15 protein-coding genes are annotated in these 17,801 nt (G+C 70.7%); 10 read left to right on the forward strand and 5 right to left on the reverse strand.

Features of this window, described 5'->3' with window-relative positions; all coding sequences use genetic code 11:
- Positions 1–68: 68 nt before the first annotated feature.
- The 5 genes from ACFZBP_RS25250 to ACFZBP_RS25270 all read right to left on the reverse strand — a co-directional run bounded on the left by ACFZBP_RS25250 (position 69) and on the right by ACFZBP_RS25270 (position 7,195).
- Positions 69–1,148 carry a thiamine pyrophosphate-dependent enzyme gene (locus ACFZBP_RS25250; RefSeq protein WP_391416314.1) on the reverse strand — a complete coding sequence of 360 codons (1,080 nt, stop codon included), beginning with the start codon at positions 1,146–1,148 and terminating at the stop codon, positions 69–71.
- Positions 1,141–3,069: a 2-oxoacid:acceptor oxidoreductase subunit alpha gene (locus ACFZBP_RS25255; RefSeq protein ID WP_383452158.1), complete on the reverse strand. Its 1,929-nt coding sequence runs from the start codon at positions 3,067–3,069 to the stop codon at positions 1,141–1,143. Before ACFZBP_RS25255 ends, ACFZBP_RS25250 begins: the two co-directional genes overlap by 8 nt.
- Before the next feature lie 253 nt (positions 3,070–3,322).
- A complete protein-coding gene (locus ACFZBP_RS25260) occupies positions 3,323–3,982 on the reverse strand; it encodes a LuxR C-terminal-related transcriptional regulator (protein WP_383452468.1) in 660 nt (219 codons plus the stop codon).
- A 431-nt stretch (positions 3,983–4,413) separates the two neighbouring features.
- Positions 4,414–5,778, reverse strand: a complete 1,365-nt coding sequence (locus ACFZBP_RS25265) for a sensor domain-containing protein (RefSeq protein ID WP_391416317.1) — start codon at positions 5,776–5,778, stop codon at positions 4,414–4,416.
- Between the two features lie 208 nt (positions 5,779–5,986).
- Positions 5,987–7,195, reverse strand: coding sequence for a sensor domain-containing protein (locus ACFZBP_RS25270; protein ID WP_391416319.1), 1,209 nt, complete (start codon positions 7,193–7,195; stop codon positions 5,987–5,989).
- Between the two features lie 305 nt (positions 7,196–7,500).
- On the opposite strand from ACFZBP_RS25270, the gene ACFZBP_RS25275 reads away from it, so the two are divergent.
- Genes ACFZBP_RS25275 through ACFZBP_RS25320 form a run of 10 tightly spaced genes read left to right on the forward strand, consistent with a single transcriptional unit; the run spans position 7,501 to position 17,701 of the window.
- A complete protein-coding gene (locus ACFZBP_RS25275) occupies positions 7,501–7,896 on the forward strand; it encodes an NADH-quinone oxidoreductase subunit A (RefSeq protein WP_062724076.1) in 396 nt (131 codons plus the stop codon).
- The gene (locus tag ACFZBP_RS25280) at positions 7,887–8,519 is read left to right on the forward strand and encodes an NADH-quinone oxidoreductase subunit NuoB (RefSeq protein ID WP_391416321.1); all 633 of its coding nucleotides are present in this window, start codon (positions 7,887–7,889) and stop codon (positions 8,517–8,519) included. Before ACFZBP_RS25275 ends, ACFZBP_RS25280 begins: the two co-directional genes overlap by 10 nt.
- Complete coding sequence (locus tag ACFZBP_RS25285; protein WP_391416324.1) at positions 8,516–9,979, forward strand: NADH-quinone oxidoreductase subunit C; 1,464 nt, start codon at positions 8,516–8,518, stop codon at positions 9,977–9,979. Before ACFZBP_RS25280 ends, ACFZBP_RS25285 begins: the two co-directional genes overlap by 4 nt.
- Positions 9,976–10,944, forward strand: coding sequence for an NADH-quinone oxidoreductase subunit H (locus tag ACFZBP_RS25290; RefSeq protein WP_383452169.1), 969 nt, complete (start codon positions 9,976–9,978; stop codon positions 10,942–10,944). Before ACFZBP_RS25285 ends, ACFZBP_RS25290 begins: the two co-directional genes overlap by 4 nt.
- Before the next feature lie 2 nt (positions 10,945–10,946).
- Positions 10,947–11,516: a 4Fe-4S binding protein gene (locus ACFZBP_RS25295; protein ID WP_391416326.1), complete on the forward strand. Its 570-nt coding sequence runs from the start codon at positions 10,947–10,949 to the stop codon at positions 11,514–11,516.
- Positions 11,513–12,208 carry an NADH-quinone oxidoreductase subunit J gene (locus ACFZBP_RS25300; protein WP_391416328.1) on the forward strand — a complete coding sequence of 232 codons (696 nt, stop codon included), beginning with the start codon at positions 11,513–11,515 and terminating at the stop codon, positions 12,206–12,208. Before ACFZBP_RS25295 ends, ACFZBP_RS25300 begins: the two co-directional genes overlap by 4 nt.
- The gene (nuoK, locus tag ACFZBP_RS25305; RefSeq protein WP_391416330.1) at positions 12,208–12,597 is read left to right on the forward strand and encodes an NADH-quinone oxidoreductase subunit NuoK; all 390 of its coding nucleotides are present in this window, start codon (positions 12,208–12,210) and stop codon (positions 12,595–12,597) included. Before ACFZBP_RS25300 ends, nuoK begins: the two co-directional genes overlap by 1 nt.
- On the forward strand, positions 12,594–14,588 hold the full coding sequence (locus tag ACFZBP_RS25310; RefSeq protein WP_391416332.1) for an NADH-quinone oxidoreductase subunit L: 1,995 nt from the start codon (positions 12,594–12,596) through the stop codon (positions 14,586–14,588). The genes nuoK and ACFZBP_RS25310 overlap by 4 nt, the downstream gene beginning before the upstream one ends.
- A 6-nt stretch (positions 14,589–14,594) precedes the next feature.
- On the forward strand, positions 14,595–16,169 hold the full coding sequence (locus ACFZBP_RS25315; RefSeq protein WP_391416334.1) for an NADH-quinone oxidoreductase subunit M: 1,575 nt from the start codon (positions 14,595–14,597) through the stop codon (positions 16,167–16,169).
- Positions 16,166–17,701 carry an NADH-quinone oxidoreductase subunit N gene (locus ACFZBP_RS25320; RefSeq protein ID WP_383452180.1) on the forward strand — a complete coding sequence of 512 codons (1,536 nt, stop codon included), beginning with the start codon at positions 16,166–16,168 and terminating at the stop codon, positions 17,699–17,701. The genes ACFZBP_RS25315 and ACFZBP_RS25320 overlap by 4 nt, the downstream gene beginning before the upstream one ends.
- The last annotated feature ends 100 nt before the right edge of the window (positions 17,702–17,801 follow it).

The following is a 17,801-nucleotide window of genomic DNA, read 5'->3' on the forward strand; positions in this document are numbered from 1 at the left end:
TGCGACTGAACGGCGAGGGGCCCGGCGCCGTACGGCACCGGGCCCTCAACCGTGCTCGAACGGGCCGGTCAGCCCACCACTGTCCAGGTGTCGCCGCCCGCCAGCAGCGCTGCCAGGTCCCCCTTGCCGTTCTGCTCGATCGCCGTGTCCAGCTGGTCGGCCATCTGGGTGTCGTACACCGGACGCTCCACCGAGCGGAACACCCCGATCGGCGTGTGATGCAGGGTGTCCGGGTCGGCCAGCCGGGACAGCGCGAACGCCGTGGTCGGGGACTCCGAGTGCGCGTCGTGGACCAGGACCTGCGACTCGTTCTCCGGGGTGACGGTGACGACCTTGAGGTCACCGGTCCGCGCGTCGCGTACGACGCCGCGCGCCCCGTCCGTGCCGAAGCGGATCGGCTGCCCGTGCTCCAGCCGGATCACCGCCTCCTCGGCCTGCTGCTTGTCCTTGAGGACCTCGAAGGCGCCGTCGTTGAAGATGTTGCAGTTCTGGTAGATCTCGATCAGCGCCGTGCCCTTGTGGGCCGCCGCCTCGCGCAGCACCTGGGTGAGGTGCTTGCGGTCGGAGTCCACCGTGCGCGCCACGAAGGACGCCTCGGCGCCGAGGGCGAGGGACACCGGGTTGAAGGGCGCGTCCAGCGATCCCATCGGCGTCGACTTGGTGATCTTGCCGACCTCGGAGGTGGGGGAGTACTGGCCCTTCGTCAGACCGTAGATCCGGTTGTTGAACAGCAGGATCTTGAGGTTGACGTTGCGCCGCAGGGCGTGGATCAGGTGGTTGCCGCCGATCGACAGCGCGTCGCCGTCACCGGTCACCACCCACACGCTCAGGTCCCGCCGCGAGGTGGCGAGGCCCGTCGCGATGGCGGGGGCGCGGCCGTGGATGGAGTGCATCCCGTAGGTGTTCATGTAGTACGGGAAGCGGGACGAGCAACCGATGCCCGAGACGAAGACGATGTTCTCCTTGGCCAGGCCCAGCTCCGGCATGAAGCCCTGGACCGCGGCCAGGATCGCGTAGTCACCGCAGCCGGGGCACCAGCGCACTTCCTGATCGGACTTGAAGTCCTTCATGGACTGGCGGGCCTCGGCCTTGGGGACGAGCGAGAGCGCCTCGATCGTGCCCGTGCCTTCCGTGGACGTCTCAGCCATCGATGGCCTCCTTGAGCGCCTTGGCGAGCTGTTCCGCCTTGAACGGCATGCCGTTGACCTGGTTGTACGAGTGCGCGTCCACCAGGTACTTCGCCCGGATCAGGGTGGCGAGCTGGCCGAGGTTCATCTCGGGGATCACCACCTTCTCGTAGCGTCCGAGTACCACGCCCAGGTTGCGTGGGAACGGGTTCAGATGGCGCAAGTGCGCCTGCGCGATCGACTCGCCGGCGTTGCGCAGCCGCCGGACCGCCGCCGTGATCGGGCCGTACGTCGATCCCCAGCCCAGCACCAGCGTCGTCGCCTCGTGCGGGTCGTCGACCTCCAGGTCCGGCACCTCGATACCGTCGATCTTGGCCTGGCGGGTGCGGACCATGAAGTCGTGGTTGGCCGGGGCATACGAGATGTTGCCCGTGCCGTCCTCCTTCTCGATGCCGCCGATCCGGTGCTCCAGGCCCGGCGTGCCCGGGATCGCCCACGGCCGGGCGAGGGTCTGCGGGTCCCGCTTGTACGGCCAGAAGACCTCGCTGCCGTCTTCCAGGGTGTGGTTCGGGCCCTGCGCGAACTGCACCGTCAGATCCGGCAGCTCGTCCAGCTCCGGGATCCGCCAGGGCTCCGAGCCGTTGGCCAGATAGCCGTCCGACAGCAGCATCACCGGAGTGCGGTACGTGAGCGCGATCCGCGCTGCCTCCAGCGCCGCATCGAAGCAGTCGGCCGGGGTGCACGGAGCGACGATCGGCACCGGCGCCTCGCCGTTGCGGCCGAACATCGCCTGCAGCAGGTCCGCCTGCTCGGTCTTGGTCGGCAGCCCCGTCGACGGCCCGCCGCGCTGGATGTCGATCACCAGCAGCGGCAGCTCCAGCGACACGGCCAGCCCGATGGTCTCCGACTTCAGCGCCACACCGGGCCCGGAGGTCGTGGTCACCGCCAGCGAGCCGCCGAAGGCCGCCCCCAGCGCCGCGCCGATCCCGGCGATCTCGTCCTCGGCCTGGAAGGTCCGTACGCCGAAGTTCTTGTGCTTGCTCAGCTCGTGCAGGATGTCCGAGGCCGGGGTGATCGGGTACGAGCCCAGATACAGCGGCAGATCCGCCTGACGGGACGCGGCGACCAGTCCGTAGGACAGGGCGAGGTTCCCGGAGATGTTGCGGTAGGTGCCGACCGGGAAGGCCGTCGTCGCCGGGGCGATCTCGTAGGAGACGGCGAAGTCCTCGGTCGTCTCGCCGAAGTTCCAGCCCGCGCGGAAGGCGGCGATGTTGGCGGCCGCGATATCCGGTTTCTTGGCGAACTTCGAGGTCAGGAACTTCTCCGTGCCCTCGGTCGGCCGGTGGTACATCCAGCTCAGCAGGCCCAGCGCGAACATGTTCTTGCTGCGCTCGGCCTCCTTGCGGGTGAGGGCGAACTCCTTCAGCGCCTCGACCGTCAGCGTCGTCAGCGGCACCGGGTGGAGGCTGTACCCGTCGAGCGAGCCGTCCTCCAGCGGCGAGGCGTCGTAGCCGACCTTCTGCATCGCCCGTTTGGTGAACTCGTCCGTGTTGACGATGATCTCCGCGCCGCGCGGCAGATCGGCGATGTTGGCCTTCAGGGCCGCCGGGTTCATAGCGACCAGCACGTTCGGCGCGTCGCCCGGGGTGAGGATGTCGTGGTCGGCGAAGTGCAGCTGGAAGGAGGACACGCCGGGCAGGGTGCCTGCGGGGGCGCGGATCTCGGCCGGGAAGTTCGGCAACGTCGACAGATCGTTGCCGAAGGTCGCTGTTTCCGAGGTGAAACGGTCGCCGGTGAGCTGCATACCGTCGCCGGAGTCCCCCGCGAAACGAATGATCACCCGGTCCAGCCGGCGGACGTCCTTCGTCCCTGCCGGTTTGCGCTGCTCTCCCACGACGGCTTCGTCGGCCTGCTCCGCTGGGCTACTGACCTGGCTGGTCACTGAACTGGACCTCCCTAGAGGCGGCAACTGGGCACGGCCTTCCCGCAAGCCTTCCCAGGATCAACCCTACGTCCGCAAAGGTCGCTCTCCCTGGGCCATTCGCATGATGGACGTGGATTTGAGATGGTGCGCCACCCGGACTTTTCATGATTTACACGCCCCCCGGCGCTTCCTTGAAGACGCTCCCCGCTCGGTCTTTGGTTCTGGGCCTCCGGCTCGGCGGAACCCAGCTTTCTGACACGGTGTCAGATCGTCAGGAGTTGAGATAGGTGAGGACCGCCAGAACCCGCCGGTGGTCCCCGTCGCTCTGCGACAGCCCGAGCTTCAGAAAGATGTTGCTCACGTGCTTCTCGACCGCTCCGTCGCTCACCACGAGCTGCCGGGCGATGGCCGAGTTGGTCCGTCCCTCGGCCATCAGTCCTAGGACCTCCCGCTCACGCGGCGTGAGCCCCGCGAGCACGTCCTGCTTACGGCTGCGGCCCAGCAGCTGGGCCACGACCTCCGGGTCGAGCGCCGTACCTCCTCGGGCCACCCGCACGACCGCGTCCACGAACTCCCGAACCTCCGCCACGCGGTCCTTGAGCAGATAGCCGACCCCGCGGCTGGACCCGGCCAGCAGTTCCGTGGCGTACCGCTCCTCCACGTACTGCGACAGTACGAGTACCCCCAGCCCGGGATGCGACTTGCGCAGCTGTACCGCGGCCCGTACCCCTTCGTCGGTGTGCGTCGGCGGCATTCTCACGTCCGCCACCACCACATCCGGCAGCTCGCCCTGTCCGTCCAGCTCGGTGATGGTCTTGATCAGCGCGTCGCCGTCCCCGACACCCGCCACGACGTCGTGCCCCCGGTCGGTCAACAGCCGGGTCAGCCCCTCCCTGAGCAGCACCGAGTCCTCGGCGATGACCACCCGCACCCTGTCCTCCACGTCCCCGGCCCCCCGTGTGCCCTGGTGTTCGGCCGAGCGTGTCCCGGCCCTGTCGTCCTTCGCGCCCTCAGTATCCCGCGATCGGCTCTTCCGTACCGAGCCTGTGGATAACCTGCGTCCGAACGACGTGACGTGCTCAGGGGGCTCGTGCCTGTGGCGTGCTCTCCGCCAGGAAGTGCTTGTCGGAAAGGCGGGCTCGCGGCCATGGCGTGCTCGCGGCCAGGGCGGGCTCGGCGGGCCAAGGGCGTGCTCGCGGGCCACTGCGGGCTTGCGGGCCAAGGCGCGCTCGCGGGGCAAGGCGCGCTGCGGCGAGGGCGCGCTCTGACGACAGACGAAAATCCGGCCCCGAACCAACCGGAGCCGGATCCCCATCTCGGTGGGGACGCGGAAGGGCGCCCCCGAACTGCAACCCGGCCGGCCTACACGGTCCGCCAAGGGAGCTCCGCCGTCACCCGGGTGGGCCCGCCGACCGGCGAGTCGACCACCAGGATCCCGTCCACCGCGTCCAGCCGCTCGGTCAGTCCCGCCAGCCCAGAGCCGCCGGAGATGCCCGCGCCACCGACGCCGTTGTCCGTGACCTGCAACATCAGCCGGTTCTCCACCCGCCACACGTCCACGGCCGCCCACGTCGCCCGCGAGTGCTTGCTGATGTTCTGGAGCAGCTCCGACACCGTGAAGTAGGCGATCCCCTCGATCGCCGGCACCGGCCGCTCGTCCAGATCCACCTGGACCTCGACCGGCACCGCGCACCGCGAGGCCACCGCCGACAGGGCCGCGTCCAGCCCCCGGTCGGTCAGGACCGCCGGATGGATGCCGCGCGCCAGGTCCCGCAGCTCCTGCAGCGCCGTCTTCACCTCGCCGTGGGCCTCGTCGACCATCCGGGCCGCGGCCTGCGGGTCCTCGGTCAGCTTCTCCTTCGCGAGGCCGAGATCCATGGCCAGGGCCACCAGCCGGGCCTGGGCACCGTCGTGCAGGTCGCGCTCGATGCGCCGCAGGTCGGCGGCGGCCGTGTCGACGACGATCCCGCGGTCCGACTCCAGCTCCACCACGCGCGTGGCGAGCCGCGACGGGCCGAGCAGACCGTGCACCATCAGCCGGTCCACCGTGGTCAGCGCCCGCACGATCCAGGGCGTGGCCAGCGTGAACAGCAGCCCGACCACTGCGGTGACCGCGATCTCGAAGGGGTTGTCGAGGTAGATGCTGTGGGTCTCGTCACCGACCACCTGAAGGCCGTCCTGACCGGCCCACAGCGGAAACACCCAGAACCACAGCGGATACGTCAGCAGCGCCCAGCCGTACGCCCAGAAGTTCACGGCGACGACGAAGGAGAACACCGCCCACGGAAAGTGCAGCACCGCGTACAGCGCACTGCGCCACGACGTCCCGCTCTTCAGTACGGCGCCCATCCACGCCATGAAGCCGCGCCGACGCATCCGCAGCGGCTCCGGGTCGCCCACCTCCAGGCCGAGCAGCGCACGCGCGCGTGCCCGCTCCATCGCCCCGAGGCCCCGGCAGCCGGCCAGTCCCGCCGCCAGCACCGGGATGCCGAGGAACGTCACCAGCAGGCCCGCGCCCAGCGACACCATCGTGATGGCGTACACGAACAGCAGGATGCTGATCGGCAGACCCAGCAGCACATACGAGAACTCCCGCCAGCTGCGTCCCTCGAACGGCGCCCGCAGCCCGGCAGGCAGCCGGTGCCGTCGCTCACCGCCGTGCTCGGGAAGGCCGCGCTCGGCGTAACCGAGCCCGTGCCCGTAGCCCTGTCCGTACTCCGTGGCCATCGGCGTCGTCCGTTCTCCTCGTCCCGCAGCCCCGCCGCCGGGGCTGTGCCGTCGTATCTCCACCCTGGTCGACCGCGGGCCCGTGGACCATGGAGGCCGTCGGCGTCTCGAACGGGGGGTTTTCCCCACCCCTGACCGGGCTCTGCCCCGGCCGACTGCCCCTGCCCGACTGCCGCTGCCCGGGCGCCGAACTGGCCGGCGTCCCCGGCTACCCCTGCCCGGGGACGCGGTCCCGCCACGGCAGCTCCGCCGTCACGGTGGTCGGACCGCCCCACGGTGACTCGATGACGAACAGGCCGTCCACGGCGTCCAGCCGGTCGGCGAGCCCACGCAGGCCCGTACCGCCGTCCAGGCGCGCACCTCCGCGCCCGTCGTCGCCCACCTGGATGAGCAGCCGGTCGTTCGCCCGCCATACGTCGACCGACGCCGACTTGGCCCCGCTGTGCTTGCTGATGTTCTGCAGCAGCTCGGAGACGGTGAAGTAGGCGATGCCCTCGATGGCCGCCGCCGGTCTGGACTGCAGGTCGACGGTCACCTTGACAGGGACCGTGCACCGCGAGGCCACCGCCGACAGCGCGGCGTCCAGGCCGCGGTCGGTCAGCACGGCCGGATGGATGCCCCGGGCGAGATCCCGGAGCTCCTGGAGGGCCAGCTTCACCTCGCCGTGCGCCTCCGCGACCATCGCCGCCGCCGAGTCGGGATCCTCCAGCAGCTTCTCCTTGGCCAGGCCCAGCCCCATGGCCAGGTTGACCAGGCGGGCCTGCGCGCCGTCGTGCAGATCGCGCTCGATACGCCGCAGATCGGCGGCCGCCGTGTCCACGACGACCCCCCGGTCCGACTCCAGTTCGGCGATCCGGCGCTCCAGCTCGTCGGAGGGCGACAGCAGGCCCCGCACCATCGCCCGGTCCGCGTTCGTCAGGGCCCGTGCGATGAACGGCAGCACCGGCCACAGTACGAACAGCGAGGTCAGCGTGATCGCGAAGGTGAGGACACCCCAGGGCAGCCGGATGAAGTCGTACAGGACCGTGCGCCAGCCCACGGGGTCCTTCAACGCCAGCCACAGCTGTGGGAAGAACCCGTCCTTGCCGCCGCGCAACGGCAACGGACTCGGCTCGTCCACCCGCACCCCGAGCAGCGCACGCGCGCGTGCCCGCTCCAGCTTGCCCAGCTGCCGCGCTCCCATCAGCCCGGCCGCGAGCAGCGGGAACCCGATCACCGTCAAGGTCAGGAACGCCCCGGTGAACAGCACCACGGCGACATAAGTGAAGCCGAGCAGCGACAACGGAAGGTTCGCCAGGAGATGCGCGATCTCCTTCCAGGTGTGCCGGTCGTAGGCGAAACGAGCGGGCGGCAGCGGCAGCTGGTCGCCGTCGGACCGCCCGGAGGCGTCCCGCGAAGGGCTGGGGCGTTCGGTCATATGGGCTAGCGTGCCGCGCGGTGCGCCGCCGCGCCATGAGGCGGACTGCCCTCGCCTACGGGGGAAATCCCCACCCCCGGCCCGCCCGGGCCACGGACCCTCGTATCTCGACGGGATCTCAACGCGTGACGGGCTGCTTACGGTCTCTTTAGCAGGGCCTAGACTCCCGTGCGTACAGATCGTCGAACAGCGGTGTCCACCGGAAACGTCAGTGTTCACCGGAAACAGCAGTGTTCACAGGATCACCGGTCGCAGGACACTGGTCCTGAGGCATCGGTGACGAGGTCAGGGAGCGAGGGGCGGACGTGTCGGAACAGACCGTCGTCGTGGCGGCGGACTACTTCCAGTCCTACTCGGTCGTCGGACTGCTGGCCGTCGTCGGCGTGCTGTTCGTCGCCGTCGCCTTCGGAGCGGGCCGCCTGCTGCGCCCCGTCGTCCCCACACCCGAGAAGCTCCTGACATACGAGTGCGGCGTCGACCCCGTCGGCGAGGGCTGGGCCCACACCCAGGTCCGCTACTACGTCTACGCCTTCCTGTACGTGATCTTCGCCATCGACTCGATCTTCCTGTTCCCGTGGGCCACGGTCTTCGCCGACCCGGGCTACGGCGCGACCACGCTCGTCGAGATGTTCATCTTCCTCGGCTTCCTGGCCGTGGGCCTGCTCTACGCATACAAGAAGGGCGTCCTGGCATGGACGTGACGCCAGACACCAACGAGCAGCCCGTTCTGCTCCCGGAGCCGAAGCGGCTGGGCGCACTGGCCCGCCTCGCTCCCGAGCCGATGAAGGTGATCCTCAACTGGGGTCGCCGCTACTCGCTCTGGGTCTTCAACTTCGGCCTCGCCTGCTGCGCCATCGAGTTCATCGCCGCGTCGATGGCCCGCCACGACTTCATCCGGCTCGGCGTGATCCCGTTCGCACCGGGCCCGCGCCAGGCCGACCTGATGGTCGTCTCCGGCACCGTCACGGACAAGATGGCCCCGGCCGTGAAGCGCCTGTACGAGCAGATGCCCGAACCGAAGTACGTCATCTCCTTCGGAGCCTGCTCCAACTGCGGCGGCCCTTACTGGGACTCCTACTCCGTCACCAAGGGCGTCGACCAGATCATCCCGGTCGACGTGTACGTCCCCGGCTGCCCGCCCCGCCCCGAGGCGCTGCTCCAGGGAATCCTGAAACTCCAGGAAAAGATCGCCCGGGAGTCCCTCGGCGACCGCTACGGCGCCGAGTCCACCCGCCCGTCCACAGCGGCACTGCAGAGCGGCCTGGTGCAGCCGCCGAATCCCGGCAGCACCAGTGACACGGACGCGGGGGAGGCCGGCCGATGACGACGACCGGCTGGCTGCCCACCCCCGTCGAGGACCTCTTCGGCCCGGAGGCCACCGCCGAGGAGTCGTACGACGTCCTTACGGTCGACGTGCCCCCGGTCTCCTGGATCGCGGCCCTCACGACAGCCCGCGACGAACTGGGCTGCACCTACTTCGACTGGCTGAGCGCGGTCGACGAACCCGGCACCGGCTTCCGCGTCGCCGCCCACGTCGCGGCTCTGGCTCCGGTACGGCGCCTCCTGGTCCGCACGACCGTCCCGCACGAGGCACCGACGCTGCCCACGGCGGTCGGCGTCTACGCGGGCGCCGCCTGGCACGAACGCGAGACCCACGAGATGTTCGGCGTCCTGTTCGCCGACCACCCCGCCCTCGACCACCTCCTCCTCCCCGACAACTTCGAGGGCCACCCCCTCCGCAAGGACTTCGTCCTGGCAGCCCGCGTCGCCAAGGCCTGGCCCGGCGCCAAGGAACCCGGCGAGTCCGAACACGGCGGCCCCAAGCGCCGCCAGATGCTGCCCCCCGGCGTCCCCGACCCCAACGAATGGGGCCCCCTCAAAGGCCAGCTCCCCCCAGCCCCGGCCCGCCCGGCCAGAGGCGCGGGCCGCGCGGCAGGCGAACGCCCGGCCCGCGCGGCGGGAGACCGCCCGGTACGACGGACCCGCACAGCCGCAGAGGGCTCGGCGAGCCAGGCGGACCCCTCGGCCCCGGGCGGAGCCCCTGCCGCAGGCGCGGCGGGCACCCCGCGACGCACCCGCACGGCGGCAGAAGGCTCGGCCGGCCAGCGGGCAGCGGTCCCGGCCCCGGACGGCCCGGCCGGCCAGACGCCCGCCGCACGAGCGGCCGAACCCTCCCCGGACACGACCGCGCCCCCGGCAGGCACGAGCGCACCGGCCTCGCCTCGACGCTCACGGACCGCCGGCGAGGGCTCAGCGAGCCAGCGGGCCGAGACCTCGACGGACGCCACGACCGAGGGCACGGAGGCCGGACAGCCGGCAGCGCCCCCCGCCCCACCGACCCGGCGTGCGCGCAGCGCCGGCGAAGGCTCGGCCTCGCAGCGCCCGGAAAGCGGCACTCCGGCCGGCCCCCGCCGATCCCGCAGCGCGTCGGACGGCTCCGCCAGCCAGAGGCCCGCGCCCGACGCGGCGTCACCCGACACGACCCCCTCGACCCCTCCGCCCCCGAAGGCCCCGCGAAGCCCGGACGCCCCCTGGCACCACGCACGCCCCGCCTTCGACGAGCCCGAGCCTCTGCAGCCCGAGTCGGCCCCGGAACACCCCACGTCGCCCACTGACCAGCCCGACCGGTCCGACCAGCCCACACGCCCCGAGCCCGACGAGACCAAGGCCACCACCGCCGAGAACGAGGACCCCGCAGACCCCGCGGACGGCCCCGCAAACCCCGCGGACGAACCCGCAGACCCCACCGACGACCGCACCGACCCCGCAGGAGGCCCGCAGTGAACGACGCGCTGGACGTCACCCTGCGACTCCTGATCGTCTTCGTCGTTTTCCTCACGTTCCCCCTGCTCATCGGCCAGACCGAGCACAAGGTCATGGCCCATATGCAGGGCCGCCTCGGCCCGATGTACGCGGGTGGCTTCCACGGCTGGGCCCAGCTCGTCGCCGACGGCGTGAAGTTCGCGCAGAAGGAGGACGTCGTCCCGGCGGGCGCCGACCGCCGCATCTTCCAACTCGCCCCCGCTGTGGCCCTCCTTCCCTATCTGCTCGTTCTCCTCGCCATCCCGATCGGCCCGGGCGAGGGCGCGGTCGGTGAGATCATCGACGCGGGCATTTTCTTCGTCCTGGCGGTCATGGGCGTCGGCGTCCTCGGCTCGCTCATGGCCGGCTGGGCCTCCGCCAACAAGTTCTCCCTCCTCGGCGGCCTCCGCACCGCCGCTCAGCTGCTGGCATACGAACTTCCGATGCTGCTGACCGCCGCCTCCGTGGCGATGGCGGCCGGCACCGTCTCCCTCCCCGGCATCCTCGACGCCTTCGAGTGGTGGTGGCTGCCCTGGCAGATCGTCGGCGCCATCGTCTTCTTCGTCGCCGGACTGGCCGAGCTCCAACGCCCGCCCTTCGACATGCCCGTCGCCGACTCGGAGATCATCTTCGGCGCCTACACCGAGTACACCGGTCTCCGTTTCGCTCTCTTCCTCCTCGCCGAATACGCCGGAATCGTCGTCCTGTGCGGCCTGACCACCGTCCTCTTCCTGGGCGGCTGGCACGGCCCCTGGGGCGCCGACGGCCTCGGCTGGGTCTGGACCCTGCTGAAGACGGCCGTCCTCGCCTTCATCGTGATCTGGCTCCGCGTCACCTATCCCCGTCTGCGCGAGGACCAGCTCCAGAAGCTCTCCTGGACCCTCCTCGTCCCCCTCTCCCTCGCCCAGATCGCCCTCACCGGCGTAGTCAAGGTGGTGATCCAGTAACCATGGCCCCCATCCCCGGCTCTGGGCTCGCCAAAGGCCTGGCCGTCACCCTGCGCACGATGACGCGGAAGTCCGTCACCGCGCAGTACCCGGACACGCAGCCCGACCTCCCGCCCCGCACCCGCGGTGTGATCGGCCTGTTCGAGGAGAACTGCACGGTCTGCATGCTGTGCGCCCGCGAGTGCCCCGACTGGTGCATCTACATCGACTCCCACAAGGAGACGGTCCCGGCGGCGACCCCCGGAGGCCGCGAACGCAGCCGCAACGTCCTCGACCGCTTCGCCATCGACTTCTCCCTGTGCATGTACTGCGGTATCTGCATCGAGGTCTGTCCTTTCGACGCCCTCTTCTGGTCCCCGGAGTTTGAGTACGCCGAGACCGACATCCGCGACCTCACCCACGAGCGCGACAAGCTCCGCGAGTGGATGTGGACCGTCCCGGCCCCGCCCGCCCTGGACCCCGGCGCGGAGGAGCCCAAGGAGATCGCCGCCGCCCGCAAGACCGCCGAGAAGCTGGCGGCCGCCCAGTCCGAGCCGAAGGAGCCGACCGAGCCGCAGGAGGGCGAGTCGTGAGCCCCACCCACGCCACGCTGGCCACGGCCGCCGACACACACGGCTTTCTCTCCCCGACCGGCGTCGAGATCGTCTTCCTCCTCGTCGGCCTGGTCACCTTCGGCGCCGCACTGGTCACCGTCACCACCCGGCAGCTGGTGCACGCCGCCCTGTGGCTCGTGGTCACCCTCGGCGGCCTCGCCGTCGAATACCTCCTGCTCACCGCCGAGTTCATCGCCTGGGTGCAGGTCCTCATCTACGTCGGATCCGTCGTGGTCCTCCTTCTGTTCGGTCTGATGCTCACCAGGGCTCCCATCGGCCGCTCCCCGGACGCCGACTCCGGTAACCGCTGGGCCGCGCTCACCGTGGCCCTCGCCTCGGCGGCCACGCTGGTCTGGGTGGTCGTCGATGCCTTCCGCACCACCTGGATCGACCTCGACGGCCCCGCCGCCGGCTCCACCAGGGCCACCGGCGAGAGCCTCTTCCAGAACTGGGTGCTCCCCTTCGAGGCCCTCTCCGTCCTCCTTCTCGCGGCACTGGTCGGCGCGATCGTCCTGTCCCGCAAGGCGAAGGCGGAGTCGAGCTCTCCCCCTGTGAACTCCCGGGCCGAGACCGGGAGTTCCCCATCCGTCCCGGATTCCCGCAATCACCCGATCGGGCGAAATGGGTCGTCCAAGGGAACTGAGTCGGCCGAGCAGGAAGGCGCCCGCTGATGCACCTCGCCTACCCCGCCGTACTCTCCGCCCTCCTCTTCTGCACCGGCCTGTACGGGGTCCTCGCCCGCCGCAACGCGATCCTGGTCCTGATGTCGGTCGAGCTGATGCTCAACGCCGTCAACCTCAACCTGGTCGCCTTCGACGTCTGGCTCAGTAGGGCCGCCGAGGAGACCCTGCACTCCGGCCAGGCGCTGACGCTGTTCACCATCACCATCGCCGCCGCCGAGATCGGCATCGGCCTGGCGATCGTCCTCGCCGTCCACCGCAACCGCGGCACATCGGACATCGACAAGCTCCGCGACACCGCCGAAGGCCACGAGTCCGACGGCCCCGACCACGACGCCCTCACCGCCGGGCAGGCCGAGAAGGCTGAGGCCACCGCGTGACCACGACCACCCTCGCCGTCCTCGTCCCCCTCCTTCCGTTCCTGGGCGCCGCCACCGGCCTGCTTCTGGGCCGCACGGCCCCTGGCTTCGTCCGCCCGCTCGCCGTCCTGCCGCCGCTCGCCTCCCTCGTGCTGGCCGCGGTGGTCGCCGTGCGCCAGGGCGGTGACCAGGCGATCGACGCCGCCACCGAGCTCACGCCCACCGGTTCGGTGCCGATCGAACTCGCCCTGCACATCGACGGATTCGCCGCCCTCGTCGCCGTACTCGTCGGCGTCGTCGCCAGCTGTGTGCAGATCTACTCGACGGGCTACCTGCGGGAAGACCCGCGCTATCCCTCGTACGCCGCGCTCGTCTCCCTGTTCACCTCCGCGATGCTGCTCGTCGTCTACTCCGGCGACCTGATGGTGCTGCTGGTCGGCTGGGAGATCATGGGCATCTGCTCGTACTTCCTGGTCGGCCACTACTGGGAGACCCCGGAGGCCCGCGCCGCCTCCATCAAGGCCTTCCTGGTGACCAAGCTCGGTGACGTCCCCTTCCTCATCGGCCTGTTCGCGCTGGCCACCGACGCCGGGTCCTTCCGCATCACGAAGATCCTCGGCACCGTCGCCAGCGGCGGACTCGACCATCCGACACTGATCGCCCTGCTGCTCCTGGCCGGCGTGGCGGGCAAGTCGGCGCAGTTCCCGCTGCACACCTGGCTCCCCGACGCGATGGCGGGCCCGACACCCGTCTCCGCGCTGATCCACGCCGCGACGATGGTCGCCGCCGGTGTCTACTTCATCGCCCGTCTCCTCCCGGTCTTCGAGGCCTCCCAGGCCGCGATGATCGTCCTCGCCGTGATGGCCGCCGTCACGATGATCGGCTCCGGCCTCGCCGCGCTCGCCCAGGACGACATCAAGCGCGTCCTCGCCTACTCGACGATCGGCCAGCTCGGCTACATGACCGGCGCCCTCGCGGTCGTCGACCGCGGTGCCGCCGTCTTCCACCTCCTGTCGCACGGCGCCTTCAAGGCGCTGCTGTTCCTCGCGGCCGGCGTGATCATCCACGCCTCCGGAACCAACTCGCTGGCCGCCATGTCCCGCATGAGTCACCTGCGCGACCGTGTGCCGGACGCCTTCTGGACGATGACCGTGGCGCTCCTCGCGCTCGCCGCGATCCCGCCGTTCAGCGGCTTCTTCTCCAAGGAGTCCGTCCTCGGCGCCGCCGAGCACGCCGCCGCAGGCGATGCCGAGAACGTCCCGGGCGCCGCAGGCTGGACCGTCCTGATCGCCGGGCTGCTCACGGCCGTGCTCACCGCCGCCTACGCGATGCGGCTCTGGCTGCTGGCCTTCCGCGGCCGTGGCGCCGAGGCCCCTGACCACGGCAGGCAGCCGCTGACGATGACCGTGGTGCTGTGGGTCCTCGCCGTCCCGTCCCTCGCCGTGGGCGCCTTCGCCTACCGCGTGCTCCCCGACTGGTTCGACGGCCGCGACCTCGCCCCGACCCTCACCACCTCCGTCCTTGGCACGGGCGTGGCCCTGGTCGGCGGCATCGTCACCTACGCGGCCTGGCGACACACCACGGCCGTGGCGGCGCGCGTCCCACTGGGTGCGGTCGCGGCTCACCCGGAGGGCGACGCAGCGCAGGTCGAGGCCGAGGCCATCGCCAGCCACGCGCCCGTGTACGGGGGAGTGGCCTACGCACCGGACCCGGCGGATCCCGGGCGGCTGCTGCTCGGCCCCCTGCACCGACACGCGGCCGTCGGCTTCCACCTCGACGCCGTGTACCGGGCGCTGTTCGTCCGCCCGGTCCAGGCCGGGGCCGGTCTCGTCCGGTTCCTCGACCGCGAGGTCGTCGACACCTACGTACGCGGCGCGGGCGCCCTACCCCGCTGGCTCGGCATCGCCGTACGGCGCGCCCAGACCGGCAATGTGCAGACCTATGTGAGCGCGCTGCTCGCCGGCACCGTCGTCCTCGCGGTCGCCGCCGTCCTCGTCGCCACGGGAGCGTGAGCAGGCGTGATCGATATCAACGAGTCCGTGATGCAGTTCCTTCTGGCGTTCGTCGTCGTCGGCCCGCTTCTCGGCGCGGCCGCCGCTCTCCTGCCGGCCCCGCCCGGGCTGAAGGGGAAGTCGCCCGAGCAGGCCGTGCTTCGGCACGGCGTCACCGTCACCGGCGCGATCCTGATCGCGGCGATCGTCCTCGCGCTCGGCTTCGACCACGACCAACCGTCGAAGATGCAGGCCAGCACGGACATCAGCTGGATCCCCGCACTCGATGTGCGCATCCACCTCGGCATCGACGGCATCTCCCTCCCCCTTCTGGTCCTGACCGCGCTGCTGACCTTCCTCTGCGCGCTCTACTCGTACTTCAAGCTGCCCGCGGGCCCGACCCCGAAGGCCTTCGTCGCACTGCTGCTCGTCCTGGAGTCCGGCACCCTCGCCACCTTCGCCGTCCTCGACCTGCTCCTCTTCTTCCTCGCCTTCGAGATGGTCCTCATCCCGATGTACTTCCTCATCGCCCGCTGGGGCGGCGAGGGCCGGGCCGCGGCCGCCTGGAAGTTCATCCTCTACACGCTGCTCGGCTCCGTGGTCATGCTGCTCGGCCTGCTCCTGATCGGACTCAAGGCGGGCACATTCGACATGGTGGCACTCGCCACTGACAACGGCCGGCCGCTGACCGCATCCGTGCAGGTCATCGCCGTTTTGGCGATCGGGCTCGGGCTCGCGGTCAAGACGCCGATGTGGCCACTGCACAGCTGGCTGCCCGACGCCCACACCGCGGCGCCGACCGTCGGCTCGGTCCTGCTGGCGGGCGTCCTGCTGAAGATGGGAACGTACGGGTTCGTCCGTATCCTCCTGCCGATCGCCCCTGACGGTTTCGCCGACTTCGCGCCGTACCTCGCCGCCTTCGCCGTCGTCGGGATCATCTACGGATCCCTGGCCTGCCTGGCCCTCGCCAAGCAGGGCGCGAAGGGCGACCTCAAGCGCCTCATCGCCTACTCCTCCGTCGGCCACATGGGCTTCGTCCTGCTCGGCATCGCCACGATGACCCCGACCGGCGTGAACGGCGCGCTGTTCGCGAACATCGCCCACGGCCTCATCACCGGCCTGCTCTTCTTCCTGGTCGGCGCGCTGAAGGACCGTACGGGCACCACCGACCTCGACGCCCTCGCCGAGCAGACCGGCGCCGCGCTCTACGGCAAGGCACCGCGCCTCGGCGGTCTGCTCGCGTTCGCCGCCGTCGCCTCCCTCGGACTGCCGGGCCTCGCCGGGTTCTGGGGCGAGATGCTTGCCCTGTTCGGCGCGTTCGACCCCGCCCCCGAGCTCAGTCGCCCGGCCTTCCTGACCTTCATGGCGATCGGCGCCTTCGGCACTCTGCTCACCGCCGCGTACCTGCTCGTCGTGGTCCGCCGCGTCTGCATGGGTGCCGCACCGCAGGACGCCCCGAAGCTCGCCGACGTCCAGACGTACGAGTTCGCGGCCTGGACCCCGCTCGTCGCCCTCACCGTCCTCGCCGGACTGTGGCCGAAGACCCTCCTCGGCCTCACCGACCCGGCCGTGCAGCAGCTCCTCGCAGGAGGCACCCGATGAGCTCCCTGGCCCAGAGCCTGGCCCAGCCCCTGGCCGAGTCGGTGGTCCAGTCCGTCGACTGGCTCGCCATCGCGCCGCCCACCGTCGCCGCGGTCGTCGCACTCGCGGTCCTCGTCGCCGACCTGTTCGTCGCGGAGCGCAAGAAGGCCGTGCTCGGCTGGACGTCCGTGGCCGGCCTGGCCGCCTCCCTGCTCCTGCTCCTGCCGCTCCTCGACGGCGACCGCGCCACCTTCTGCCTGACCGGCGACGCCGACGTGTGCAGCTACACGGCCGACCGGTTCACCCTGGTCATCCAGTTCCTCGTCCTCGGCGGAGCCCTCCTCGCGGCCTTGCTGTCCGTCACCGCACTGAAGGACGCCAACAAGGAACTCCCCGAAGGAGAGTTCTGGTTCCTGCTGCTCTCCTCCGCCGCCGGAGCCGCCCTGCTGCCCGCCTCCCGGGACCTGGCGACCCTCGTCGTCGCGCTCGAAGTCGCCTCCCTGCCGGCCTTCGCGCTGGTCGGCCTCCGCCATGGCGACCGCAAGTCCTCCGAGGCCGCCCTGAAGTTCTTCCTGTCCTCGGTCACCGCGACCGCGGTCAGCCTCATGGGCGTCAGCTTCGTGTACGCCTCCACGGGCACCCTCTACCTCACCCAGATCGCCGACCGGATCCAGCACGTCGACGGACAGCTCCAGACCCTCACCCAGACCGGAGTAGTCCTCACCCTGATCGGCTTCGCCTTCAAGACGGCCGCCGTGCCCTTCCACTTCTGGGTGCCGGACACCTACGTAGGCGCGCCGTTGCCCGTCGCCGCCTACTTGTCGGTCGTGGGCAAGGCGGTCGGCTTCACCGGCCTGATCCTCATCACGGTCATCGCCCTCCCGTCCTACGCCGACGTCTGGGGCCCCGCGCTCGCGGCGCTGGCGGCGCTCACCATGACCGTCGGCAATGTCGGCGCCCTGCGGCAGCAGGCCACGCGCGCGTACAGCGCGGTTCGCCTGCTCGCCTGGTCTTCCGTCGGCCAGGCCGGCTACCTCCTGGTGCCGATCGCCGCCGCCGCGTACTCCGACGACGCCGAGCGGTCCATCGGCTCCACCGTCGCCTACGCCCTGATGTACGCCGCAGTGAACCTCGGCGCCTTCGCGGTGGCCGCACTCGTCGGCCGTACGAAGACCCTCAACCGCATCAGCGACTACCGCGGCCTGTACGCGCGGAACCCCCTGTCCGCCCTGATCCTGGCCTTCTTCCTGCTCTGCCTCGCCGGGCTCCCGCCGGGCATCATCGGCCTCTTCGCCAAGGTCACCGTCTTCTCCGCCGCCGTCGACGCGGGTCTCGGCTGGCTGGCCGTGGTCATGGCCGTCAACGTCGTGATCGCGCTGTTCTACTACCTCCAGTGGACGACCCTGCTGTTCCGCGCCCCCGAGGGCGAGGCAATCAGGCACCTCGTCCCCGTGCCGCTGACGGCCACGATGGCCCTCACCGGAGTCGTCGGCATCGCCCTGTCCGGAGCCCCCCAGCTGATCCTGCGCTTCGCCGACACCGGCCTCTTCTGAGCCCCGGGCGGAACCCTGGGGAGCGTTCCGTACGCGCGCGTGGGACGACCCGCCTCCCCACGCGCGCCGGCGCCCTCACCTGGACGGCTCACGCCCGCCG

The sequence above is a fragment of the Streptomyces sp. NPDC008086 genome (assembly GCF_042957325.1).
Lineage (GTDB): Bacteria > Actinomycetota > Actinomycetes > Streptomycetales > Streptomycetaceae > Streptomyces.

Excerpts from the sequence above, each read along its gene's own strand:
- ACFZBP_RS25265 (WP_391416317.1), bottom strand. The coding sequence starts at position 5,778 with ATGGCCACGGAGTACGGACAGGGCTACGGGCACGGGCTCGGTTACGCC.
- ACFZBP_RS25320 (WP_383452180.1), top strand. The coding sequence starts at position 16,166 with ATGAGCTCCCTGGCCCAGAGCCTGGCCCAGCCCCTGGCCGAGTCGGTG.
- nuoK (WP_391416330.1), top strand. The coding sequence starts at position 12,208 with ATGCACCTCGCCTACCCCGCCGTACTCTCCGCCCTCCTCTTCTGCACC.
- ACFZBP_RS25280 (WP_391416321.1), top strand. The coding sequence starts at position 7,887 with ATGGACGTGACGCCAGACACCAACGAGCAGCCCGTTCTGCTCCCGGAG.
- ACFZBP_RS25250 (WP_391416314.1), bottom strand. The coding sequence starts at position 1,148 with ATGGCTGAGACGTCCACGGAAGGCACGGGCACGATCGAGGCGCTCTCG.
- ACFZBP_RS25270 (WP_391416319.1), bottom strand. The coding sequence starts at position 7,195 with ATGACCGAACGCCCCAGCCCTTCGCGGGACGCCTCCGGGCGGTCCGAC.
- ACFZBP_RS25285 (WP_391416324.1), top strand. The coding sequence starts at position 8,516 with ATGACGACGACCGGCTGGCTGCCCACCCCCGTCGAGGACCTCTTCGGC.
- ACFZBP_RS25295 (WP_391416326.1), top strand. The coding sequence starts at position 10,947 with ATGGCCCCCATCCCCGGCTCTGGGCTCGCCAAAGGCCTGGCCGTCACC.